The 22,804-nt window shown below is 33.1% G+C and carries 32 protein-coding genes, 1 pseudogene and 1 other annotated feature; of the genes and pseudogenes, 15 read left to right on the forward strand and 18 right to left on the reverse strand.

The genetic code is table 11. The features are described 5' to 3' along the window. Positions 1-425: 425 nt before the first annotated feature. Positions 426-1,613 (reverse strand): RtcB family protein, encoded by a 1,188-nt coding sequence (locus NST77_RS09720; protein WP_341122935.1) that lies wholly within the window; start codon positions 1,611-1,613, stop codon positions 426-428. A gap of 118 nt (positions 1,614-1,731) precedes the next feature. On the opposite strand from NST77_RS09720, the gene NST77_RS09725 reads away from it, so the two are divergent. Then, entirely contained in the window at positions 1,732-2,505 is a 774-nt protein-coding gene (locus NST77_RS09725; protein ID WP_095333758.1) for a YhfC family intramembrane metalloprotease, read from the forward strand. Positions 2,506-2,543: 38 nt separating this feature from the next. Here the strand turns inward: NST77_RS09725 and NST77_RS09730 are convergent, their stop codons facing one another. Together NST77_RS09730 and NST77_RS09735 are read right to left on the reverse strand one after the other, a co-directional pair. Next, on the reverse strand, positions 2,544-3,284 hold the full coding sequence (locus NST77_RS09730; protein ID WP_095333756.1) for a hypothetical protein: 741 nt from the start codon (positions 3,282-3,284) through the stop codon (positions 2,544-2,546). Next, positions 3,285-4,034 (reverse strand): hypothetical protein, encoded by a 750-nt coding sequence (locus tag NST77_RS09735; RefSeq protein WP_341122936.1) that lies wholly within the window; start codon positions 4,032-4,034, stop codon positions 3,285-3,287. It lies immediately after the preceding gene. Between the two features lie 186 nt (positions 4,035-4,220). On the opposite strand from NST77_RS09735, the gene NST77_RS09740 reads away from it, so the two are divergent. Continuing rightward, complete coding sequence (locus tag NST77_RS09740) at positions 4,221-4,835, forward strand: DedA family protein (protein ID WP_123257785.1); 615 nt, start codon at positions 4,221-4,223, stop codon at positions 4,833-4,835. Positions 4,836-4,921: 86 nt separating this feature from the next. On the opposite strand, the gene NST77_RS09745 is transcribed toward NST77_RS09740, so the two are convergent. The 7 genes from NST77_RS09745 to NST77_RS09775 all read right to left on the reverse strand — a co-directional run bounded on the left by NST77_RS09745 (position 4,922) and on the right by NST77_RS09775 (position 8,770). After that, positions 4,922-5,422, reverse strand: a complete 501-nt coding sequence (locus tag NST77_RS09745) for an HXXEE domain-containing protein (RefSeq protein ID WP_095333750.1) — start codon at positions 5,420-5,422, stop codon at positions 4,922-4,924. 262 nt (positions 5,423-5,684) lie between these two features. Continuing rightward, positions 5,685-6,020, reverse strand: coding sequence for a cupin domain-containing protein (locus NST77_RS09750; RefSeq protein WP_095333748.1), 336 nt, complete (start codon positions 6,018-6,020; stop codon positions 5,685-5,687). A gap of 39 nt (positions 6,021-6,059) precedes the next feature. Continuing rightward, entirely contained in the window at positions 6,060-6,398 is a 339-nt protein-coding gene (locus tag NST77_RS09755) for a PH domain-containing protein (RefSeq protein WP_095333746.1), read from the reverse strand. A gap of 70 nt (positions 6,399-6,468) precedes the next feature. Continuing rightward, the gene (locus NST77_RS09760; RefSeq protein ID WP_341122937.1) at positions 6,469-6,768 is read right to left on the reverse strand and encodes a GNAT family N-acetyltransferase; all 300 of its coding nucleotides are present in this window, start codon (positions 6,766-6,768) and stop codon (positions 6,469-6,471) included. Positions 6,769-6,975: 207 nt separating this feature from the next. Continuing rightward, positions 6,976-7,650 carry a Type 1 glutamine amidotransferase-like domain-containing protein gene (locus tag NST77_RS09765; protein WP_095333742.1) on the reverse strand — a complete coding sequence of 225 codons (675 nt, stop codon included), beginning with the start codon at positions 7,648-7,650 and terminating at the stop codon, positions 6,976-6,978. Beyond that, entirely contained in the window at positions 7,643-8,224 is a 582-nt protein-coding gene (locus NST77_RS09770) for a histidine phosphatase family protein (protein ID WP_095333776.1), read from the reverse strand. Before NST77_RS09770 ends, NST77_RS09765 begins: the two co-directional genes overlap by 8 nt. A gap of 15 nt (positions 8,225-8,239) precedes the next feature. Further along, positions 8,240-8,770 (reverse strand): GNAT family N-acetyltransferase, encoded by a 531-nt coding sequence (locus NST77_RS09775; protein WP_095333740.1) that lies wholly within the window; start codon positions 8,768-8,770, stop codon positions 8,240-8,242. A 304-nt stretch (positions 8,771-9,074) separates the two neighbouring features. Here NST77_RS09775 and NST77_RS09780 point away from each other — a divergent pair, with 304 nt between their 5' ends. The 3 genes from NST77_RS09780 to NST77_RS09790 all read left to right on the forward strand — a co-directional run bounded on the left by NST77_RS09780 (position 9,075) and on the right by NST77_RS09790 (position 10,819). After that, positions 9,075-9,905, forward strand: coding sequence for a type II toxin-antitoxin system SpoIISA family toxin (locus tag NST77_RS09780; protein WP_095333738.1), 831 nt, complete (start codon positions 9,075-9,077; stop codon positions 9,903-9,905). A gap of 141 nt (positions 9,906-10,046) precedes the next feature. After that, complete coding sequence (locus NST77_RS09785; RefSeq protein ID WP_095333736.1) at positions 10,047-10,229, forward strand: hypothetical protein; 183 nt, start codon at positions 10,047-10,049, stop codon at positions 10,227-10,229. 455 nt (positions 10,230-10,684) lie between these two features. Then, the gene (locus NST77_RS09790) at positions 10,685-10,819 is read left to right on the forward strand and encodes a hypothetical protein (RefSeq protein WP_268877141.1); all 135 of its coding nucleotides are present in this window, start codon (positions 10,685-10,687) and stop codon (positions 10,817-10,819) included. Between the two features lie 20 nt (positions 10,820-10,839). Here the strand turns inward: NST77_RS09790 and NST77_RS09795 are convergent, their stop codons facing one another. The 4 genes and pseudogenes from NST77_RS09795 to NST77_RS09810 all read right to left on the reverse strand — a co-directional run bounded on the left by NST77_RS09795 (position 10,840) and on the right by NST77_RS09810 (position 15,028). Next, entirely contained in the window at positions 10,840-11,355 is a 516-nt protein-coding gene (locus tag NST77_RS09795) for a hypothetical protein (RefSeq protein ID WP_095333735.1), read from the reverse strand. Positions 11,356-11,654: 299 nt separating this feature from the next. Then, positions 11,655-13,295, reverse strand: coding sequence for a methionine--tRNA ligase (metG, locus tag NST77_RS09800; RefSeq protein ID WP_095333733.1), 1,641 nt, complete (start codon positions 13,293-13,295; stop codon positions 11,655-11,657). 98 nt (positions 13,296-13,393) lie between these two features. Continuing rightward, positions 13,394-13,652, reverse strand: a binding site (T-box leader). Between the two features lie 71 nt (positions 13,653-13,723). Continuing rightward, entirely contained in the window at positions 13,724-14,482 is a 759-nt protein-coding gene (locus NST77_RS09805; RefSeq protein WP_341122938.1) for a class I SAM-dependent methyltransferase, read from the reverse strand. 163 nt (positions 14,483-14,645) lie between these two features. Beyond that, positions 14,646-15,028, reverse strand: a pseudogene (locus NST77_RS09810) (PH domain-containing protein). A gap of 127 nt (positions 15,029-15,155) precedes the next feature. Here NST77_RS09810 and NST77_RS09815 point away from each other — a divergent pair. The 4 genes from NST77_RS09815 to NST77_RS09830 all read left to right on the forward strand — a co-directional run bounded on the left by NST77_RS09815 (position 15,156) and on the right by NST77_RS09830 (position 16,772). Continuing rightward, positions 15,156-15,479: an ArsR/SmtB family transcription factor gene (locus tag NST77_RS09815; protein ID WP_341122939.1), complete on the forward strand. Its 324-nt coding sequence runs from the start codon at positions 15,156-15,158 to the stop codon at positions 15,477-15,479. Positions 15,480-15,507: 28 nt separating this feature from the next. Next, positions 15,508-15,738: a hypothetical protein gene (locus tag NST77_RS09820; RefSeq protein WP_123257792.1), complete on the forward strand. Its 231-nt coding sequence runs from the start codon at positions 15,508-15,510 to the stop codon at positions 15,736-15,738. 12 nt (positions 15,739-15,750) lie between these two features. Further along, positions 15,751-15,978 carry a hypothetical protein gene (locus tag NST77_RS09825; RefSeq protein WP_249878383.1) on the forward strand — a complete coding sequence of 76 codons (228 nt, stop codon included), beginning with the start codon at positions 15,751-15,753 and terminating at the stop codon, positions 15,976-15,978. Positions 15,979-16,070: 92 nt separating this feature from the next. Beyond that, positions 16,071-16,772: a DUF3298 and DUF4163 domain-containing protein gene (locus NST77_RS09830; protein WP_171509670.1), complete on the forward strand. Its 702-nt coding sequence runs from the start codon at positions 16,071-16,073 to the stop codon at positions 16,770-16,772. A 203-nt stretch (positions 16,773-16,975) separates the two neighbouring features. Here NST77_RS09830 and NST77_RS09835 read toward each other — a convergent pair whose 3' ends face one another. Continuing rightward, positions 16,976-17,494, reverse strand: a complete 519-nt coding sequence (locus NST77_RS09835; protein ID WP_095333722.1) for an HAD family hydrolase — start codon at positions 17,492-17,494, stop codon at positions 16,976-16,978. A gap of 268 nt (positions 17,495-17,762) precedes the next feature. Between NST77_RS09835 and NST77_RS09840 the strand changes: the two genes are divergently transcribed. Next, on the forward strand, positions 17,763-18,086 hold the full coding sequence (locus NST77_RS09840; RefSeq protein WP_047940501.1) for a hypothetical protein: 324 nt from the start codon (positions 17,763-17,765) through the stop codon (positions 18,084-18,086). A 56-nt stretch (positions 18,087-18,142) separates the two neighbouring features. Here the strand turns inward: NST77_RS09840 and NST77_RS09845 are convergent, their stop codons facing one another. Beyond that, complete coding sequence (locus NST77_RS09845) at positions 18,143-18,310, reverse strand: hypothetical protein (RefSeq protein WP_164463641.1); 168 nt, start codon at positions 18,308-18,310, stop codon at positions 18,143-18,145. A 201-nt stretch (positions 18,311-18,511) separates the two neighbouring features. On the opposite strand from NST77_RS09845, the gene NST77_RS09850 reads away from it, so the two are divergent. The 4 genes from NST77_RS09850 to NST77_RS09865 all read left to right on the forward strand — a co-directional run bounded on the left by NST77_RS09850 (position 18,512) and on the right by NST77_RS09865 (position 20,886). After that, entirely contained in the window at positions 18,512-18,694 is a 183-nt protein-coding gene (locus tag NST77_RS09850; protein ID WP_095333720.1) for a hypothetical protein, read from the forward strand. 102 nt (positions 18,695-18,796) lie between these two features. Next, positions 18,797-19,672, forward strand: a complete 876-nt coding sequence (locus tag NST77_RS09855) for a LysR family transcriptional regulator (RefSeq protein ID WP_095333719.1) — start codon at positions 18,797-18,799, stop codon at positions 19,670-19,672. A 144-nt stretch (positions 19,673-19,816) separates the two neighbouring features. Continuing rightward, positions 19,817-20,197, forward strand: a complete 381-nt coding sequence (locus tag NST77_RS09860) for a CidA/LrgA family protein (protein WP_235850352.1) — start codon at positions 19,817-19,819, stop codon at positions 20,195-20,197. Continuing rightward, the gene (locus tag NST77_RS09865) at positions 20,194-20,886 is read left to right on the forward strand and encodes an LrgB family protein (RefSeq protein ID WP_095333716.1); all 693 of its coding nucleotides are present in this window, start codon (positions 20,194-20,196) and stop codon (positions 20,884-20,886) included. Before NST77_RS09860 ends, NST77_RS09865 begins: the two co-directional genes overlap by 4 nt. A 411-nt stretch (positions 20,887-21,297) precedes the next feature. On the opposite strand, the gene NST77_RS09870 is transcribed toward NST77_RS09865, so the two are convergent. Further along, entirely contained in the window at positions 21,298-21,501 is a 204-nt protein-coding gene (locus tag NST77_RS09870; protein WP_171510321.1) for a cold-inducible protein YdjO-related protein, read from the reverse strand. Between the two features lie 443 nt (positions 21,502-21,944). Here NST77_RS09870 and NST77_RS09875 point away from each other — a divergent pair, with 443 nt between their 5' ends. Next, a complete protein-coding gene (locus NST77_RS09875) occupies positions 21,945-22,232 on the forward strand; it encodes a DUF6509 family protein (protein WP_095333715.1) in 288 nt (95 codons plus the stop codon). 70 nt (positions 22,233-22,302) lie between these two features. Here the strand turns inward: NST77_RS09875 and NST77_RS09880 are convergent, their stop codons facing one another. After that, positions 22,303-22,698, reverse strand: coding sequence for a cytosolic protein (locus tag NST77_RS09880; protein WP_123257794.1), 396 nt, complete (start codon positions 22,696-22,698; stop codon positions 22,303-22,305). Between the last annotated feature and the right edge of the window lie 106 nt (positions 22,699-22,804).

Genomic DNA, 22,804 nt, shown 5'->3' on the forward strand with positions numbered 1-22,804 from the left:
AAGTAATATACAAAAGAAAATGATTTCGCCCCGCTATCACTTAGTATCCATGTTACTTTTAAAGACGTTCCTTTGAGCACAAACATATATAAATCTACGAAAATCAAAATTAAATAATCTTAATATCATTTCACATTAGCAAGTCTTGCTGTTGATTTACATATTACGCAAATGGTTAATCGAGCATGGTGCCATACGTTAATGAAAAATGGGAGGTTATAGCTTGAACGGAAAAAAACGAAAAAAGACTCCTTTTTTGGGAGCCTGTTAGACATATTAATAGACTTTTTTGAAATTTTTTATGGATTTTTCCGATTTTTATTTCGCTCACTTTTGAAATTCTTCTGAATGTACATATAAGGAGAGCGACAGAAGAAAAATGCTTTCTCTCTCCTTATATTTATTTCATCCTTTCTATTTCCTTCTTAATTTGCCTTAAAGTTATACAACGGCTTAATAATTTCTGCAATATCAATAGTCTCTGCTGTATGTTTAATTATCTCTTCCATTGGTTTATACGCAAATGGACTTTCATCTAACGTACTATTCTTCACGGAAGTACTCCAAACGTCTTTCATGGATGTCTCAAAATCTTTTAAGCTAACGGTCTTTCTCGCCTTGGTCCTCGACATCAATCTTCCTGCTCCATGTGGAGCGGATTGGTTCCAATCATCGTTTCCTTTTCCAAAGGCAATAATGCTGCCATCTCTCATATTCAAGGGAATAATCACTCTTTCTCCTTTTCTAGCAGAAATAGCTCCTTTTCTTAATATCATATTTTCCATATCAATATAATTGTGAATAGTAGTAAATTGATCTAAAACTGCCCAATTCATCTTTGTAACAATAACATCAATCATGGCAAGTCGATTTAAATAAGCATATTTTTGCGCAATCTTCATATCATGCATATAGTCTTTAAATCCTTGCGACTCTAAATAAGCAAGTTCTTTGTTTATTTTTGGCAGCTTCATATTTTTTAAGCTTTCCTGAATTTCAGCATGCCTGCCCTCTTTCTTTAATTTAACAATCATTTCTTTTTTTATCCCGTCGATATTAACTAAGTTATCGTAAGCAAGTGTTTGGTAATAATCCGCTACTTGTGCACCTAAGTTACGGCTTCCACTATGTATAACGATATATACACTGCCATCAGCTGCTTCATTTAACTCGATAAAATGATTGCCCCCACCTAAGGTTCCAATACTGTGTTCTGCTCTTTTTTTATTTATTGGAGCTTTCACCTCATCTAAATCAATTTGTTCCTTATATGAATGAGCTTTATCTCTGATTGAGAATCCACTTGGGATGAACTTGCGAATCGTTTCATCTAATTCATCAAAATTCAAATTTGCTCTGTCTACAGTTAATTTTGCTACCGCCATGCCACAACCAATATCTACCCCTACTAGATTAGGGACAATTTTATCTTGAATAGTCATTGTTGTACCTATCGTACAGCCAACTCCTGCATGTGTATCTGGCATAATTCTAATCTTACTGTTCTTAGCAAATTCCTGATCACATAATTCCTTAATCTGTGCCTCAGCCACTTCTTCTAATTGATCCGTAAATACTTTAGCTCTATTATATTTACCAGTTAATTCAATCATTTGGTCACTTCCTTTTTAATTTTTTCACATAATTAGCTTGGTTAATCATTGACGTATAGCTTCAATCTGTTATACACTTAATATAACAGATTGAACTAGAATAGGAGGAATAAAAAGAATGAACTCTATTTATATTGGGATATCTCTGCAACTATTTCTTTCAGTAATAGTTCCAATTATATTAATGGTATATTTACAAAGAAAAAAAATGATGTCTTGGAAATCCTTACTTGTTGGTATTGTAATCTTCATTGTATTTTCACAAATTCTTGAAAAAATCGTTCATTTCATCGTGCTTAGCCCGACTGGCACTGAATTAAAATGGAGCAGTAATCCTTATCTTTTTGCATTATACGGTGGCCTTGCTGCTGGTATATTTGAAGAATTCGGTCGCTATTTTGCTTTTACAGTATGGTTGAAGAACAATCATCAATTTAATGATGGACTATCATATGGATTAGGACATGGAGGAATAGAAGCTATATTTATTGGTGGCATGTCAGCACTGAATTCTCTGCTCATTTCATCTATGATAAAAACGGGGAACTTGGAAACATTATTAGGTCCAGCAGCTAAACCTGAAGACATTAACAATATTAAAGAGCAATTTGAACAGGCTAATGTAATGCTTTTTGCATCTGGCGGCTTAGAAAGAGTTTTTGCCCTTGCGCTACATCTTGCATTATCCATATTAGTCCTATATGCAATTAGACAGCAAAAATTTATATATGTTATTTATGCGATTCTTATACACGCAGCTGTCAATTTCTTCCCAGCATTATATCAGGCGGGTACTATCACCAACCTACTTATAATTGAAGTTTTTCTAGGGATAATTGCTGTACTATCCATCCTGTTTATTGTAAAAATGAAACCAAAATTTGAAAAATAAATATTAGATACTCAGCTCTCCTTTTTATGGAGAGCCTTTTACCATTGTTCACCTTCCCATTCATCCATAATTGTTATATTTTCTATTGTTGCATCTGAAATAGTATTTCCACCATTTTCATAGCTATTAAGTGGCACTATATAATTATTTTTCTTATCAAATCCTTTAATTCCATAATATAGTCCTTCCCCATTAGAAGAAATAAAATCTTCCTCCTGATTCTCTATCTTTATTTGTGCTACATTCCATATGGCTCCCCATTTATCTGGCACTTTGTATATACCATATGGTTTTCCACTGATTGATACGTCTTCCTCAATTTGAATTGCTGGTTCATACCATTCACCGCTCCAGCCACTGGTAAAATGTCGGTCTCTTATTAAATAGAAAGTAAGAGTTTCTATCTTATTTTTTGAATCAAGATTCCATAGAAAATAGGATTCTGACTGATTTCCCGCCTTTATCCTCCATAAAAGCGGTTCTCCAGTGGTTGTTACATAGGTTACTTCCCAATTATTATCTATCCATTCTAATAAACTATAGCCATATTGTTTATCACTAGAAAGATGGGGAATGAAAACATGCTTTTCATCTAATGCTCTTTGGTCAAAAACTCTATTTATGCTAATTTCACCAGTATCTTCAATCATTTTTCTTATACTAGTTTCATTTGGAAGATCGGATGGAGAGCTTTCAGCTTCCTTTAAGAAAAGAAAAATAAATAAGCTTATAGCAATCATGACTACAACTAATAAATACCATACTCTGTTAAATTTCATCTATTCTGTTCCCCCTTTTAATACAGATTCAGAGGAGCGAAAATAGTACTGACCCTTTTCTGTTGAAATAAGCATCCCTTTTCCATCTCTTTCCATACAAATGGTAGATTCATAGCCAATCCCCCACTTTGGAGTCGCTCCTATAAGAATATAGGGAAAGCGTTCCATTGTCTGATGTGGCATCTGTCCTTCCTCTTCCAATTCTTCCTCCTTAATTTCTGGAAATGATTCATAATACCATTGCTGTGTATCCATTTTCCCAATCCCCCAAGAGGACAGACTTTCTATAAACAGCTCTTTATTAAGATCTGCTTGTTTGCCTGAAGGATGAATTAATAGAATGCCAGGATTATTTAGTTCAGCTAAAAAAGTCTCTACTTTATCAGTTGGATACAACAAACTTTGTACCAGAGAACTAAGCAAGGTTGTAATAAGAAAAATATAATTTCCAAAGAATCCAAGCCAAGCAAATGGTCGATACACCTTCCAACGTTCTTTCCGCTTTCCAAAAACCAATATAAGTATCCATACACCAAGTGGTAAAATAGCTATCTTTACTGGTGTTTCACTAACGATAAATGAAAAGTTAAAGCAAAATAAACCAATGTATATAATAATGACCATTTTCCATATAACAGGTTTTTCTGTTTGTTTTCTATACAAATAACATACTTCACCGATAAGTATGCCCCAACCAATTATAGTCATTATACTTGTACTTAACGCATTGGGAATCCAATAATCAACCATATACATTCTCCTATAAATCTATTGAATTAATCCTTATTTTAGCACAATTACCAAATAACAACATCTCATTTTGTAAAAATGTGAATGATATCATAATTGGAGAAATAGGATTATATTAGATGGTTTTAAAAGCATATGTTAAGATATTTTTATATATGTGAATGGAAAATATAAGGAGTGCACGGAATGGAAAATTGGATTATAGAAACAATGGAAAATTTTGGTTACTTTGGTATTTTACTATTAATTATGCTTGAAAATATCTTTCCACCAATCCCTTCGGAAGTTATTTTGACCTTTGGAGGCGCAATGACTGTTAAGACTAGTATGACCATAACAGGCGTTGTCACCGTATCTACAATTGGTTCTGTACTTGGAGCTATTATTCTTTATTTTATTGGTTCTTTATTGGATATAAGAAGATTGGAAAAAATCATTGAAAAATGGGGCCATATCCTTCGCTTAAAAAAAGCTGATTTATATAAAGCTGATCGCTGGTTTGATAAATTTGGCTATTGGACAGTCTTCTTCTGCCGCTTTATTCCACTTATTCGAAGTTTAATCTCGCTGCCAGCAGGCATGGCAAAAATGAACTTTGGTATTTTTCTATTTTTAACAACTATAGGTACATTCACATGGAATTTCGTTCTTATTCGTATTGGCGCTACAGTTGGTGATTCTTGGGAAGACATCGTTCATTATATGGACATGTACTCCAATGTAGCATACGTTATACTTGCTGTGATTGGTCTTGCAGTAATTGGTCTATACATATATAAACGCGTTATAAAACAAAAATAAAAGTTATCTCATGGCATTTGCCATGAGATTTTTTGTTCCTTTTCATTTCGACAATCAGATTTCCTGTTTTCTTTCCAATCCATTTTTTAATCCAAAGCGCTATCTTTAGAAAGTGTTATTTTGCCACCAATTTTAAACAAAAAAGGAATAAGCGCCACTAAAGTAATTCCTACAGTAAATGTGGAAATGACTAGCTCATGCCATCTAATTAAATTTATGGATAACATTTGATAAATTACGAATGAATTGATTGGAAAGTTAAGTAATAAACCAGTAAGAAGTCCGGGTGCATACTTTTTCAACCAAACAGTTGCAATAAGATGCGGAAAAATAGCATTTAATATCATAGAACCTAAAAATCCAACAAAAATCCATTTCGATAAAACTGATTCTGGTCTGTATAAAAAACTGATTGCAGACAGATAAGCTAATATAGTTACAAAAATAACAGCAAAATTGAATTCCCTTGAAGTAACAGGCTTTTGAAACTTGGAAGATTGCTGAGACCATTTAGGCAGCCAAATTGCTTCTTCTATATTATGAAGTGTAATCGCAAAACAAAATAGTAGTATAAGTGAATAATCCATATACCTTTTCTCCACTCTTAAAGTAATTTCCCATCTTCATTATCCGGGCTTAATTTTTATATTTCCAAATCCGTTTTATAGAACAATTCGTTTACTGGATGGGTGATGATTCTTACATATAAAAAACATACGAGGAATGACAATCATACCAAGAACGAATATCATTACTAGTAATCTTTTATCCATTATTCTCCACTGTCCATATGATATAGAAAGCACCTTGCCTTTCACATTTATGATAATAATAGATAGCTAGGTAGCTTTAAAAAGGCTCTTTTAAGTTTGAAGCTTGAATTACGAATGCTGTCAAACCAGTATCAGATCCTGTTTCATGCCATTCTCCTTGCTCCCAAAAAACTGCCTCCCCTTTCTTTATAAGAAGCTTCCTATCATCGATATCTCTAACCCAGCCTTCACCCTCGACTACATGGAACAGCTGTGGAACCGGTGCTTGATGATTACCTAATATGCCTTTTGGACCAAGCGTGATAATGCCAATATTCGTAGCTTCATCTGTTTTCATGATTTTACAATAGCTAGCAGACACAGAATTGTATTGTTCTATGCTTTTTCCTTTGCCAATTGTAATTAATTTCATTTACCTAATCCTTTCTTTTTATTGTCACAGGATAAACAGTTATTTATACGTTTTTATTTTCGTCATAAAATCCTCTATATCCTCACTAATAATCTGTTTAAATTTCACTGTATCCTTTTTATATTTTATCGTTATATATTGATTCATTAAATTTCGCTTTAACTGAATGGCTTCTAAATTGGCATAATCAAAACTTTCGATTAGTTCATTTCCAGGAATGGAGTCTGCACAGAAAATTAATCGTTTTTCTGTTGCTGCCAGCATACCCGGACGCACTATTTTTTTATAAATAAACACTTCCAATGAACATCTAAGAGATCCTTGTATCGTTTCATTTTTCTTTAGTTGTTGTTGCAATATTTGAACGTCTGCTATCATCCATTTCCTCCTCCTTCTCCTTTTATTACTTTACGGCTGAAGTCGGCAAAAGATTCCTAATCCATTAACCTTAATCATTAGGATTAATGATAGCCAGAATTTGATGGTCTTTCCACTCTCCATTTATTTTCACATTGCTTTTGGCTATCCCTTCTTTGTGAAACCCAGCCTTTTCTAATACGCGAATCGAGCCAACATTATGGGGCATCACTCCTGCTTCTAATCGATGTAGACTAAGTGTATGGAAGGCATAATCAACTAATTTTTTCACAGCAAGAGTCATATAGCCTTTGCCGTTACTGTCTTTATCAAGAACATAACTAATAATCTTATGTAAATGGGATCTGTTGTTTGAACCATTTTTATCCACCCTTCTAGATCTATATTGTAATCAATCTGCATAAACGAAAAACAACGAAATTTTCCGAAAATAAAAAATACAATCATTTAATCTTTTTCATTTTAGACTAGGTTATAATAAATAGCTTCCTAGTAAAAAAGGTTAATCATAAAAATACTATACTAAAGGTCTTCTTTCCTTATGGTTAATAAAATTGATTGCGTAAAATTTATAATCCTATAAAAAATTGATTTTTTCCATTTTTTCGAGACGATTGTTGTTAATCTGATAAACATTATTTCCTTCCACAGCCATTAACCGATTGTTATAAAAATACATGCCCGTACCTTCATCTATTCCAAAATGTACATGTGGCTGAAACTTTATAACAGCTTTCCTTAAATGATTTTCATCCATCCATTCACTAAAATGAACTGCAATAACTGTATTTTTCAACAGCCCTAATCCTGTTTGCCACTTAAAAACTTGATCTTCATTGTCATTTGCTGAAATGATACAATGCTCCATACTAATAAGAGCTCCCGCAGAAAATCCAGCAATTGGTACTCCTGCTGAAAATTGTTCTTGGAGAATCCTTGATAAAGATGTCTCGACAATATACTTTGCATATTGTTCCGTATTACCTCCACCAATGATAATCCCGGCACTATTCTTTAGCAGCTCAACGGCGTCTTTCTCTGAAATAGTTAGCAAAGGGATAAATTGGAATTCTGTTATTCCATTTTCTATCAATTTTTTTGTATACTTAGCCATATACTCCTTCCAGTTTGGTCTATCGATAATTAGAAAAGAAATTTTTCCTGTCCGTACAGAAACCAGTTCGGAAAATTTTCTTGCCATTTTATAGGTAAATGGCGGGCCGCCGCCAAATAAGAATAAATGTCTATTCATTATTATCCTCCCATATTCTCTCAACCGTTAATATTTGCTTCCCTTCAAATATTAATTTATAAATATCAGGCATCTCTAAATTCTTCCAAAATGTATAATCATACTCCTTTGAAAAGTAATTCATCATTAAAACCATGATATTTCCATGTGTTCCGATAACAATTCTTTTATTTTCATATTGCTTTAGTATGTGAAATAAAGCTTGGACTCCTCTTTTTTGGGCTATTAAATTAGACTCTCCACCATCCCAGAAAAAGGTTTCCTCTCTCCAAACTTTTTCGATGGCAGTATTAAAATCAGGAATAGATCCTTTTGCCAATTTACGTTCTCTAAAATCGTGTATAAGCTTGATATCTGTTTGAAAATATTCTGCAACCCCTTCTATGGTCTGAATCGCTCTCTTATATGGGCTCGATAAAACAATATCGATAGCTTCCTTTTCCATTCGTTTAGCGACTTGTTTAGCAGCAGAAAGGCCTTTCTCCGACAAAGGCCTTTCTAATTCATCTGCCGAATATACGGAATGTGCATGCCTGACAAAATAAATCGTTGTTCTAGATTTCAAATTGTTCATCCCACCCAGCATTTTTTATTCATCTTTCAGAATAGAGTATACATTTATATCAAAGGCCTTCGCATTCTGTTCATAGTACTTTCTCAAAATACCTTCATGCTGAAAGCCAAGCTTTTGAATCAGTTTATTTGATGCTTCGTTTTCTAAATAAATCATAGCTCCCACCCGATTTAAATGAAGCTCTTCTAATGCATAGGAGACAACTTTTTGGACTGCTTCAGATGTATAACCAGAGCGACCATATTCAGGATTGATTTCATATCCGATTTCTGCTCTCTTATGAGAAAGAACTAAATTGTTTAAACCAAGTGTACCAATAAGTCGAGTAGTTCCTTTGATCTGCATGCCCCATCTAATTCCTCGTTGATTTTCAAAGTTATTAGCAAAATGTCCAATTAATGCTTCTACTTGTTCCATACTTGTAAATGCTTCTTGCCCATAGTACTGCATAACTTCTTCATTAGAAAAATAAGCAAATAAATCTCCAGCATCCTCTTTCTTAATCTCTCTTAATAGCAATCTCTCTGTCTCTAATATTGGAAACATCCTTATTCCCCTTTTCTCTGTACGTCTATTGTTTACCATTATTTTCTTATTATAAGGGATAACTTTAGATTATCCTAGAGGGACTATTTTATATGCTTTCACTTCCCTTTACTTTTTTATTCTCATCCAGACTTTCAATTAAAATAGGAAAAATTCAGAGTGTAAATCCATTCTCTTTTATAGAAAATGTCGAACTATCTATACGTTTATATGTAAAGAAGGATTTCTTTTTTCTTTTATTTTCCATTACAATTATTAATGCGTGGTATAATAGTTTGGTAAGCGATTAAAGGGAGGATAAACATTGGCGGCAATCTATTTTGTTTTTATTACGGCAATGATTTTATTGATTGTTCTTTCACTCATCTATTTTTGGTGGCGAACAGATAAATATGTGGAAAATCTTCAAGCAATTCGAAAATCATATTATGTTTTATTTTTTCTCCTTGTTTGTCTTGGAATTTTGACAAAGCAGCTGCAAATGTCTGACTGGACAATGATTTTGTCGTTAGCAAGTGCTGCCGTTTTCATTGATATTGCGGTTTTCCAAACACCTGATATTCTTAAAATTTGGAATACTGAATTTCAACATAGTAATTATATTCGAAAAACGATTCGCAAAAATGAAGAAGTATTAGGCTACAATGCTAAAAAGGTTCAGAATTTTACTGAAGTTATTTCCAAAACAGCTGATCATTTTATCGAACGTAATCTTCCCCAGCATTGGCGTCAATATAAAGATGAATTACGTACTTATTTAAACCTGTATGCAGACACATTTCAATTTCATATTGCGATTTTCCCTTTTGCAATTAGTGCAAGCGGGGATGATTTAAAGCAAAATTTAGAATCTGCTTTTAATAGTGTAGAAATTTGCTATAATATTAGCTTTTTAGACAGAGAAGTGAAAGAAAATATTATTCAAGATCTTCTAGCAGGGAAAAGTATCCCCTTAAAAGACCAAGAAAATAATATAAATAATGAGGATTTAGTCAAAAATGTTTTTATCGTTGCATATTATGGGGAAAGTTATAATATGTTGATAGGTATCAGCTCCCAGTTCGTCGAAGTGGATGGAATTGATGCTTCCCACATCCTTAACTTAGCACAAATTTTCGATTGGTACATGGTTTAAGGCTCCTTTTTACCTGCTTTGTAGTATAATAATATGTAGAAAAAAAGCATGAGCAAAATTTCACGATCTAAAGTTTTATAGTTTTGGAGATTAATAGCTTGTGCCGGATTTTATAAAATTTTCTATAAAGGAGGAATTGATATGGCAGAAAAAAAGAAAACTGCAATTGCTTCTACTCCTGCACCATTCAATAAACCAAAGAACCAGACAAAAAAATCAATGAATCCGAATAGGAGAAAGATGACTGTAGCAGTATCAGAAACATTTGAAGATATTCATGACATGAATAAGAAAGCACTGAACTTACTAGCTAAACGTGCCTAATGAAAAGAGTCTATAGAAAAGGAGGGGAGATTTCTACTCTAAAAAACCCCTCTCCTTTTCTAAGACTCTTCTTTTTTAGGCTATATATTAAAATCTTTTTAATGTCACGGCTTAATATTTCGCAATAAATGGTAAACGTATTAATAAATGGAGGTTCGGAAATTTGCCACTGATTTTTCCGATAGCAGGCGGTATCTTAATGACATTATTTTATTGGACGAATAACTAACACCATTTTTCTTTATTTTAGGAGTACTCTTATTTATTAAGCATAATCCTTAATGTTAAAGCTTTCACCAGTTTGAAGAAGGAGCTGGAAAATTAATATCATATATCGTTTACTTTCACTTTCTTGCTGTTATATTATATCCTGTCTTTCATTTTCTAAATTACTTGTATAAAAACACCAATTATACGGACAACCTATAAATAAAAAGTAACGAGGCAATTTTTGTATGACTTTAAAAAGAAAACAAATCCATAATCCCAATAGACGGCATATGTCTGTACCAGCCATGCATTTTTCTGTTTCCATATACAATAAACAGGCTTTAGCTATTTTAGAAGCGATTGAAAAAAGTAAAAGATGATCCTTTTCTTTTCATGGCCACTATTTTATTTTAGGTTCTTTCTTACTGTAGTGCATATCTGCTTGTAAATGCTTATCTACATAGGAATAAAACTTTTCCATTGTATCTTTTTCTTTTAAAATAGTTTGAAGCTTTTGAGGATCTTTCCTGACTACCTTATGTTTTTTTAATAGCTGAAATACTTCTGGCAAAATACTGATGTCTTCACTTTCTAAATGTAAAATCGATTGATCCTTTAATTGGATAATCATATTGACATGTAATGAGGAGCCTAAAAGATATAGATAAACAGTAGGAACTCGTTGCACATTAAATTCCACAGAAACAATGTCTTTATACCGAATGGTTCGTAAATTCCGTTTCTTTTTCCGTCTAAATAACCCGCATGGTGTAAACAGAATACCTAAATCATTAAAGCTTGTATAACATATTGGATAAAGTTTACTTGCATAAGGGGGATATTTCTTTCCATATACCTCGACAATAACTGGCAAGACTCTGTTTGTTCCAGGTGATACAAACTCACTCCACTTCATTTCCGCTCCCTCCTATTTATTAAATGCCTCCTTCAGCCCTTTTACCATTCGCTCTTTCGTTATCATCTAATTTATTCTGTTACAATCGATATATTGCCAAGCAAACACTTCTTTTCAAAATCCTATATTTAACCTAGTATATTCTATATCTCACGAAAAAGTTATAAAGAATCATGCAATAGATAATTTATTCGCTAAGTACAAGCTATTTTCCTCTGAAAATACAGCAATTTTCTACAGCATATTTTTCAGCTCTCCCCTTTTTCAATCACCTTAAAAGAGGAGAGAAATGACAAAAATCAGGAATGTTTTTGTCCCATTATCAGTTGATTTAGTTCTTCTTCTATTAATCCTAAATCTAAGCGCTCAAAAAGGGGAGCGACATATATTATTTCCTTAGGAAGTGTATATTGTATATGCCACTCTATATTTGTAATTCCAAGCATCGCTCTAATTTTACGCGCGGAAAATGGGAGAAATGGTTCAAGAAGGTGGGCGAGATTGACAATCATAAATGTACAATTTGCTAATGTCATTTCACCAGCCTCCTTATTTATTTTTACTTGTTCCCACGGTTTTTGTTGATCAAAATAGCGATTTGCAGACCGAATATAAGAAAAAATTTCTTCTAATGCTTTTTTGCTTTTTCCTCTTTTTATCCAATTACCAGCGCTTTGATAAACATCTTCTGTGCTAGCAATGATTTTTTGGGAAACTTGTTTATCAGGAACCTTGCTATTATAAGCTTTTTGAATAAACTTTAACGTTCGATTCACAAAGTTCCCATAGGCACCTAATAATTCACTATTATGGCTATAAATAAATTCTCGCCAAGAAAAGTCGGTATCCCTTGCTTCTGGAGCGTTTATCGTTAGAAAATACCGAATCGAATCAGGATCATATTTCTGTAAAATATAAGGAACCCAAACAGCCCAATTTTGACTGGTAGATAATTTCCTTTTTTCTAATGTTAGATATTCACTGGAGACAATATGGGTTGGTAGCGATTTTCTTCCCAATCCAAGTAAAATACTCGGCCAAATAACTGTATGAAACGGAATATTGTCCTTGCCATGAACATAGTAAGATATTGTTTCAGAGCCCCAATAATCATCCATATGAAGACCTTTTTCTTTACAAGCCTCCATACTTGCTGTTAAGTAGCCAGCTACCGCTTCGATCCATACGTAAATTTTCTTTCCTTCAAATCCTTCTAATGGTACGTCAATCCCATTAGGTAAATCTCTAGTTACCGCCCTGTCTGGCAGTCCTTCTCGCAAGTACCTTTTCGTTAAGGAAATTGCATTTTCATTCCAAAGCTGATTATCTTCTGCTTGTTTCACATAGTTTTCAAGCTCTTTCTGAAAATCGCTAAAAGTGAAATAGAAATGTTCTGTTTTCTTAATGACAGGCTCCTCCCCACAAATTTTACAGCGTTTATCTTTTAATTCTAGTGGATCTAAAATCGTAGAACAGTGATCACATTGGTCTCCTCTGGCCTTTTGCTTGCAATGGGGACAAATTCCTTCTACAAATCGATCTGGCAAAAATTGATTGTCCTTTTGGCAGTATGCCTGCTCTACTGTTTTTCTGGATAAATAGCCCTTTTTCAATAAAGTTAGAAAAATCTCCTGAACTGATGCATGATGATGTTTAGCGTCTGTTCTTGTGTAAAGATCGTACGAAAAGCCTAGCTTAGCAAAACACTGCGAAAATTCTTTATGATAGCGATCTGCTATTTCTTGAACGGATGAATTCTCTTGATGGGCGCGAATAGAAATAGGTGTCCCATTACAATCACTACCTGATACATAGAGAACTTCTTCTCCCTTTTGCCGAAAATAACGAGCTAAAATGTCTCCTGGCAATAATGCTGCCACATGACCTAAATGCAAAGAGCCATTCGCATATGGCCATGCTCCTCCTATAAATATACTCATATTTACTTCCTCCTTTTATAAAATTGCTTCTTCTTTTCATTCATTTGAAAATTATTCTTCAAATAAAAAAGCATAAAAAAAACGCCCTAATCTAAAAAGATTAGGACGAGTTAACCCGTGGTACCACCTAGCTTTACAAATAGTTCACAACTATTTGCCTCTAATCAGTACGTCTAAAAAAACAAGAGATACTGCTGCTGTTATAACGAGTGCCTATCTCGTCGTAGTCTACTCACGAATCGCTTTCGGTACGAAGCTCCAAGGTCATTTTCAATAAGGTTCATTTGCCTCTTTTCCACCATCAGAAGCTCTCTTTAAAATCTCCCCTTATTTACTTTTCCTTATCAACGCTAAACAAATTTATTAAGACTTATTGTAAATAGATCCCTACTTAATGTCAACATCTTTTGGTTTAATTTGTCCTTCATCTAAATGACAGCGCCTACATAAACATGCAGATCATTAGGAACGAGAATGTTTCCATCTTTACTGTACTTATCGAAAAGAAACCCTAGTTCTTCTACAAACTCATCATAAAAAGGATCGTCTTTTTGCGGAGAATAAGAAGCGGAAAGATTTCGACCAATAAAATGTTCTTTATTCATTTTTAATGGATTGGATACCGCATAATGTTCATATCCATTTGTGAAAAAATGCTGCAGACCCAAACGCTCAATATTTATTCCGCCACTGAACCCTTGGAAATTCGGACAGTATCTTTTCGATATTTTAGCAGTTTCCGAATTTAATTGACTCGTATGATCACGACTATTCCAAATGAGCATGACCTGACCATTTTCCTTCAGAATTCGTTTACATTCCTTTTTAAAAACATTGGCATCAAACCAATGAAACGCCTGTGCAACTGTAATTAGATCTACACTATTATCTGCGATTCCCGTGTTTTCGGCTGATGCATCTAGACAGGTCACCTGTTTGAAGTCTTCCATTCTAGCTTTCAGAATAGATCTCATATCATCATTCGGCTCTATGGCGAAAATATTTGTGCCGATATTCGCAACTAACTCGGTAAAAATCCCTGTGCCTGCTCCGACATCTGCGATGACAAAATGATCATTCGAGCCACTATACTCGGAAATAAGCTCCTTAAAAAAACGTTTAGGATAACCTGGACGATAACGATCATACAATGTGGACTTCCCTGAGAATTTAGCCTTTGAATTCATTGTATTCCCCCTCTTTAACCATTCTCATTCCTTCTTCCCTGATTTATCCTATTCCCACCATACTAAATAAATATTCCACAAAGAATATTACATTCCTGCTATTAATTGATAGGAACAGCCCAGCTTTCATTCTCGCTTTTATGCTGGACTGCAATCTTCAAATTTAGGCTTTAGCAACATAACTTGCCAATGCTTTTTGCACGTCATAAATGCTATTATCTTTTTTGAATTGTTTAGAAATGGCTGGCAATTCTGCACCAGAGATCCAAATTTTCAATTCAGCATCCAAATCAAAATGACCTGCAGTTTCTATACTGAAACGCGAAATACTTTTATATGGTACAGACAAGTACTCGACTTTTTTACCTGTCAATCCTTGCTTATCGACAAAAATTAGTCGTAAGTCTGTGAACACAATTAAATCTCTGATTATTTATAAGCAAGCTCGATTGTTTCATTAGAACCGATTACGTTGCTTAATTCCTTTTCTAGTTCCTTCACATCTGTTTCACTTGCATTTCCCATCAGCCCATTTAAAAAGCCCATTTTATCAACTCCATAAAAATTTATGATTTGTAGCTTAATCTAATTATCCACTTTCTGTCTATTGTTTGCAAAATATACGCAAATATCTACTTGCCTTTCTTTTATACCTGTAATATTATTATTACATATGAAACATATAAAAAACGGAGACAAATTACTACTTATTCTTGAATCATTATCAAACCCATATCGTTTGAAAATTATCGCTATCTTGAAAAATGAAAAGAAATATGTCAGCCAACTAGCTAGAGAACTTGGAATAAGTAGACCTTTATTATATTTGCATCTTCAAAAATTAGAAAATGCCGAGTTAATTAAAGGGCATTATGAAATTTCTGAAGATGGAAAAGCAATGAAGTATTATGCGTTAATTCCCTTTTCTCTTCCTTTATCAGAGGAATTAATTGCAGACCTGGCTGACAGTGTCACGATTAAGAAAAGAAAGGAGTAAACAAAAAATTATTTCAGGAGGGAACGAAATGCAAGTATTCAGTGTGATCAATCTCTTTATCGTCAGTATTCCTATTCTAATTGTGCTTGGTTTCATATTTTATATAGCAAGATATATGAAAAGAGCGGAAACGCGCGCAGATGAAAAGTTGAACTTAGAAAAAGAAAATATAGCCTATCAAAAGGAACAAATAGAAGCACTAAACAAAGTGAAAGAAAGAATTGTAAACATCGAAAAATTGTTAAATGAGACAAATTAAAGGAGATAAATGATGAGCGTTCTTTTATTACTTTTACCAACTCTACTCCTTTACATCTTCATTCCAGCTTTGCTGATTTTTATCTTAGTACAATTTCTAAAACGAAAAGAAGCGAGAGCAATAGAAAGATTAAAGGTAGAAAAAGATAGCCTTTCCATACATAAACAGCAAATGACCATTATTAATGACTTAAATAAACAACTTTATTCGATTGAAAAAATGCTAAAAGATGTAGAATAATCTACACCTTTTAGCATTTTTTTTATATCCATACATTATACACTCAAAAAAGGGAAAAATAGCATGAAGACTAGAAAGGAATGAAGTGATGTATGAAAAGACAAACATATATATTGGTACCATTTATTATCATGTTAATCCTGATAACCTTTGTTCAACCTATATCTACAGTTGCCATTAAATCACCAAATGTTGTTATGACAAAACAATATAAAAATATTGAAAAACTAAAATATCCATTTCTAGTTAGTGCCCCTAACAACAAAGCGCAGAATAGTGTAAACAAAATCTTATTACAACATATAAAAGCATCGTATAATCAATACATAAAGTTAATGAAAGAAATGGAAAAACTCAAAAAAGAATCGATCTGTAAAGAATCAGCATCTGCCTGTCAGTTCGAATACATAACCAACTATCAAGTGAAATACAACCAAAATAATAAATTAAGCATTTTATTTTCTGACTATCAATTTACTGGGGGAGCACATGGAAATACGGTGATAACAACCTATAATTTCGACCTCAAATCAGGAAAGCTATTAACATTGGATGACTTTCTACCTTCCAAGGAACATTATGGCAAAGTAACAACTTATGCAATAGCATATATGAAAAAACACCCAGAAATATTTTTCGCAGATCCAGAAGAATTCACGGATTTTAAAGTGACAAACGAAACGAATTTCTATTTAGCAGACAACGGAATTGTACTCATTTTCCAGCAATACGAAGTTGCCCCGTACGCTTCTGGCAATCCATCGATATTCATTCCGGCAATCTGTACTCTCTAAATAAGTTAATTTAAAAAGTAAAAAGGTGCATTATTAAGTATTGCTCGAAGGGAAAAGCAACATCATCCGAAAAGACTTATTATGAAAAAGCTATTACAGAAACGTTATTTTTATAGCTAATTAAAAACACGGATAATTATAGAAGCTCGTTTGCAGGCTTTTATTAATTATTCGTGTTCGTCTTTTTATTGAATATTCAACTGCTATTTGTCTTTATTTTTTCTTTGTCTTTCTATTTCTGCTTGTAGGCGCCCTTCAGGAGCGAAATCTTTTTCCCAATTTGGCGGCTTAATAATTTTGCCATCTTCTTCTCTAAATCTTGGTTTACCATCTTCAAACAGCTTGCCCATATTTGCTTCTTGAACAATTTGGAAGAGGGAAAATGGTTCTACACCGGCAATGACAAAACTTCCTTGATTAAAATATTCTACATCCGTTAAAGCATCCATTTGTGCTACTAATTTATCGTCAACGGGTTTCTTTTCTGTAAGTATTTTATCAGCAGCTTTATTTAATCCCTTTAAAAACTGCTCATATAACGCTTTAAATTTACTTTCGTCCCCTTCTGCTGTTGCATATAAAAATTCTACTAACTCTTCTCCAGTCCAAACGGCTCGATTAACAGCTGTTTTTTCTGCGATTGCAGTAGGTTCTGTAGCTACTTCGTGTCCAAATGCTTCATGAAATTTTTTTACCATATGATACATTGTATTATTATCCATTATTACTCCTTCTCACAACTTCTGCCATTTCTTTCAATTAGATTAAGAAATGCTGATTTAATTAATCATAAATATTGTACCATTAGATTCCCTGTTTTGCAGGGGATTCGATTAATTTTAAAAAATTCCACAGCAAAAATCGTCTATTTCTTTTATATAACACCTTTAAAATACTATTATAATAATCTTTTTCAAATAGTGAAAAAACACTAATTTACTACAGTTTAATAGCCTGTTATAATACTAGAGGGAAAGAGGTGTTTAATCAATGGAGATATTTAGTATTCAAGAATTAGAAAAAGTAATACGTCATGTCGAAATTGAAGGACAAGGGGGAATTTTTCAAGAAGAAACAGGGAAACAACCTAAAGATTATCCGAAGGAATTCCTTGGTCGTATTGTTAATTACATTACCGATAATCAGTTAATTAAAAAAATCCAGAAATTAACCGATGATGAAGCACTTCACTTATTTGTAAAATCAGTATACGTTGTCTGTATTAAGGATTTACATAGCGCTGATGATATCCAAGAACAAGATCTTGTACAAAAAGTTTTTTCAGATTATTTAAAAGAAACATCGATGGCCTAATAATATATAAGTATATTTTGCAACATAACAAAGACTAGGATGGATTTCACCCTAGTCTATTTTTTCTCTATTTGTTCTCTTGATTGAATACGGTAAATATTACTGTATATAAGCTCTGTCGGATTTTTTTTGTATAATTTTTCATATTTTTTGTGGGCAATTAAGTTATCTTTCCAATTACGAGGAAAGACGATTTTCTCTTTTAATTCGTGAAAAATACTCATGATGTTCCCACCTTTTCAAAATGATAATCTATGTATACCCACCTATATTCCTTCTTTAAACCTAATATTCTTATCCATTTTTATATTTTTAGTGTAAAAGTATTTTTTGCTAAAAAGAATCACACAATAGTTGTACTTCCCTTCTTCTTTGCGTAAAATAAATAAATAGTTATCTATTTTTTAAAGGACAGGAAGTTAATTATGACAAAATTCGGTTGGGTTTTAACGTTGGTTGGGTTTCTTGCAATCTTAAGTAGTATTCTTTATCCACTTGATGTTATTAGTAAGCAAACGGTCTTGATTCTTCTTTTCGGAGGAGCTGGAACTATGTTTGTTGGTTCAATGATTAGAAACTTATCCCTTCTAAAAAAAATCCCTAAATAACTGGATGGAAAAGGGGTTAAAGCTAATGTCCATTTCCATCCAGTCACAAGGCTGTCTCTATGATAGGGACAGCCCTTTTCAATCATAAAAGGAGGAAAAATAATGGAAATTAGACAGCTACATTACTTCGTGGAAGTGGTGAAACAAAAGAATATGACAAAAGCCTCAGACAAGCTTCATATTTCACAGCCTGCGCTAAGTAAAGCAATCAAAAGCTTAGAAGCCGAGATTGGTTTAACCCTAATTCACCGCTCCAATAAAACCCATGAGCTTACAGATGCAGGGTCAGTCGTATATGAATATGGGCAAAAAATTATTGCACAAGTGGAAGAAATGTCATCTACCCTGCACGATATGACCAATTTAACTAGAGGAAATATTAATATTGGCCTTCCGCCAATCATCGGAAGCTTATTCTTCCCAAAAATAATCGCCGCATTTCATAAAGCATATCCAAATATCCAAATAAATATAAAAGAATATGGTGCGGCAAAAGTTGTTAAAAGTGTCGAAGAGGGTGAATTTGAAATGGGTGTCGCTGTACTTCCCTTAGCAGATGAAGCTTTTAACATCTTCCCACTTGTAAAGGAAGAAATGAAATTAATTGTACCTGTATCTCATCGGTTTGCAAATAGACAAAAGGTGCAAATGAAAGAATTAAAAGAAGAAGAATTTATTTTTTACAGTGAAGAATTTGCCTTATATGAAATTATGCGCAAAAAATTTATCCAAGAAGGATTTGAGCCAAATATTATCTTCAAAAGCTCCCAGTGGGACTTTATGGTTGAGATTGTGGCAGCAAATCTAGGAATTTCAATCCTCCCCGAATCAATATGTAATCGAGCAAATAATAATCAAGTTCGCTTTGTTGACTTAGAGCCTATTACCAATTGGGAACTAGTCATCATTACGAAAAAGGATCGCTATTTATCCGTTGCTAGCAGAAGATTCATTGACTTTGTTCTTAACAATGAATAAAGTCCATATATCTTCTAATATCATTATAACTATTAGTTATATTAACTATAATTACTATGTATTTTACGAATAACTAAGTTAAGCGTATGATATTCATATACGAAAGAGATGGAAGATTTCATTCCATCAAATGAATATCAGAAGGTGATCTCATTGAAGAATATAGTGATAATTGCTGGGCAAATCATATTCCTTCATGTTTTTCTTTTTATCGGGATGGGAATTAAAATGATTGTTACAATACCAATTCCTGCTTCAATGATTGGATTAATAATTCTTTTTATTGGTTTAAAGCTTAAATTAGTGAAAGTGGAATGGGTAGAAAAAGGGGCAGCTTGGCTGCTTGCAGAATTGTTATTATTTTTTATTCCATCAGCTGTTGGAATTGTTAATTACAACGAAATTTTAAATATAAAAGGAATTGAAACAGTCTTACTAATTGCAATAAGCACATTTTTTGTTATGGGGGCTACAGGTTTTACTGCTGAAAAAATATATAACAGAAAGAGACGTTTTAGCAAATGATCAAAATTATAATTCTTACCATTATTACTTATGTGCTTTATCGAATAGCAAAAGCATGTTATAAAAAATATAATATGCCGCTATTTCACCCATTGTTAGTTACCCCTATCTTGCTGATCTTATTTATTACTGTTTTTCATATTCCAGCAACGACTTATATGGAATCAGCCCAGCCATTAACCCATTTATTGGGTCCGGCGACTATCGCTTTTGCTGTTCCTATTTATAAAAATTTACATTTATTAAAAAAGCATTTTTCCATTATTATTGTCAGTGTAACAACAGGCACATTAGTTGCCATCTTTTCATCCTATTTATTATCTATTTTGATTCGCTTAAACAATGATTTTATTATGAGTATTTTACCACGTTCCATAACTACCCCTATTGCTATTGTTGTTTCAGAAGAAATCGGTGGTTTGCCAACATTAACAACGATATTCGTCATTATAACAGGGGTTCTTGGAGGAATTATAGGTCCATATGCAATAAAATGGCTATCCCTTCGTTCTCCCATTGCAAAGGGCCTAGCGCTTGGAATGGGAGCGCATGGAGTTGGAACATCAAAAGCAATGGAATTTGGTGAACAAGAAGCGACCTTCTCGACATTAGCCATGATATTAGCAGCGTGGATTACTGTCCTATGGGGTACATCCTTAATTCCATTAATGCTTAATTTGACTGTATAATTAAGCAAGTTTTTGGTACAAGAAATAAATTTTAGCTTCGCTATTACTATCGCAGCCTTCATACACTTCACATGATAAGCGAAGTGTATGAAGGCTGCACTCTTTTTCCAACTAAAAAAGTTTTATCGATTTAGTATTAAAAATGAAAAAATGGTGCTAGAGACACTCTCCTGGCTTTAGGAGTCTAGGTGTCTCTAGCACCATAGTGTATATGATAAAAATGATCCAAAGAGCTCAAACAAAAATGTTTGCATTTATATATTTATTTGCGTTTATTTTAAGCTGGAATATATTTAAGCCCCAGCTTAAAATAAACGCAAATAAAAAAATCTCCATCGGTGGATAAGACCTCACAAGATTATCCACCTGGAAAATCTTGTGAGGTCCATCCTATTTTGGAAAATTCCTTTTTTATTTTGAATATATACTATTATTATTAACCACTTGAAGCTCTCTAGTTGTTTTTACCATGTCACTTCCGCAGATTGGGCACTTTGGTGTCTCACTGCTTTTAAAATTATCACGGATCCAACATTTACACGTATCTGATGTACAATCCCAAACCACCACTTCTTCTTTAACAATTTCTTCATTATTTCTTCTACCAAATCCCATTGCCAAATGAAGCACCTCCAGGAAGCTAATTATTTGTTAAAACTTTAGTTTTCCATCTCTGTTCATAAAAAGTAAAACATTACTTCTACAAACTCATTCAAGAACTACAAAACGAAAGTCTTAACAGGATAAAATAAAAAACACTTGTAAACCAGAGAAAAACATAAAAAAATCCCTAAACAAGTGTAAACAAAAAATATAATCTAAAAACTAAAATCTAATATCTAATATTAAATATACCATATACTAATAAAAATGTCAAACAGTTTATTATGCCATACTTTCTACCTCCAATGCAAATATTATTTTAAAAACTACTTTATTTTTTTTAAATCGATTCGCCCCCTAAAAGGAATACAATTAGCTATTCTGACTTTAATATGATATTATTTTCAAAGTGAAAGTACTATAATATTGTTTTGAATTTATTGGAGGTTTATGTAGTGAACATTAAAGAATATACAGTTGAGGAAATTAAAGATCCTACCGGCATCCTTGCTGGCCAGCGTTTTGAATTTTTCCTTACTGTTGAGTTTGATGAGGAAGATGAATTAGCAAATGAAGATCATTTACAAATAAAAATCTTATTTTCTGTGGACGACAATGGTTCCCATATATTGAATTATCATTTTTATGATAGCTTAGAAAATAAATATTTGGATTATGGTTTAGAGGAAGATGAATTAGCAGAAATACAAGCATTTTGCAAGCAACATTATTTAGAGGATTAATATTAAACCAATTCCGTTCAAATGGAATTAAGCTAATAAAGCTGGAGAAAATAATCTCCAGCTTTTCTCTTTATACTTCTACCAATTTTCCATCCTCTACAATATGGTGCATTAAATGAGCCAGATAGTGAATAGGACCAAAGTCTTCTTCTTCCTCTTCTTCACCTTCTTCATACTGGAGATCATTTAGGTGCAGGGCAACAAATTGATAAAAATCTTTTAATTGAAAACTAAAGCATGCTGTTGGTTCTTCCTTTTCTTCTTCATATTGCAGGACTAAGTATGATTCTTTACCTTGTTCGTCTTCAGCGTCAAAATATATAAAGAATCCGATATTTGTATCTAATTCAAATAATTGACGTGTACCGCCACTGGTAACACGATTAAAATCATCTTCACTTAGTTTTTGCACAATCATTTGGTCTACTCCATCTTCTACATGAAAATTCACCGTAAATTCTTTCATGTTATGCACCTCTTTCTTTCTCTATATCATTTAACAGATCAAAACAAACTGAACTTTAAACCCAATATGAATCACAACTGCATGATCCGCTAAGAAACAAACATCA

This window comes from Niallia sp. FSL W8-0177, assembly GCF_038006285.1.
Lineage (GTDB): Bacteria > Bacillota > Bacilli > Bacillales > Cytobacillaceae > Niallia > Niallia circulans_A.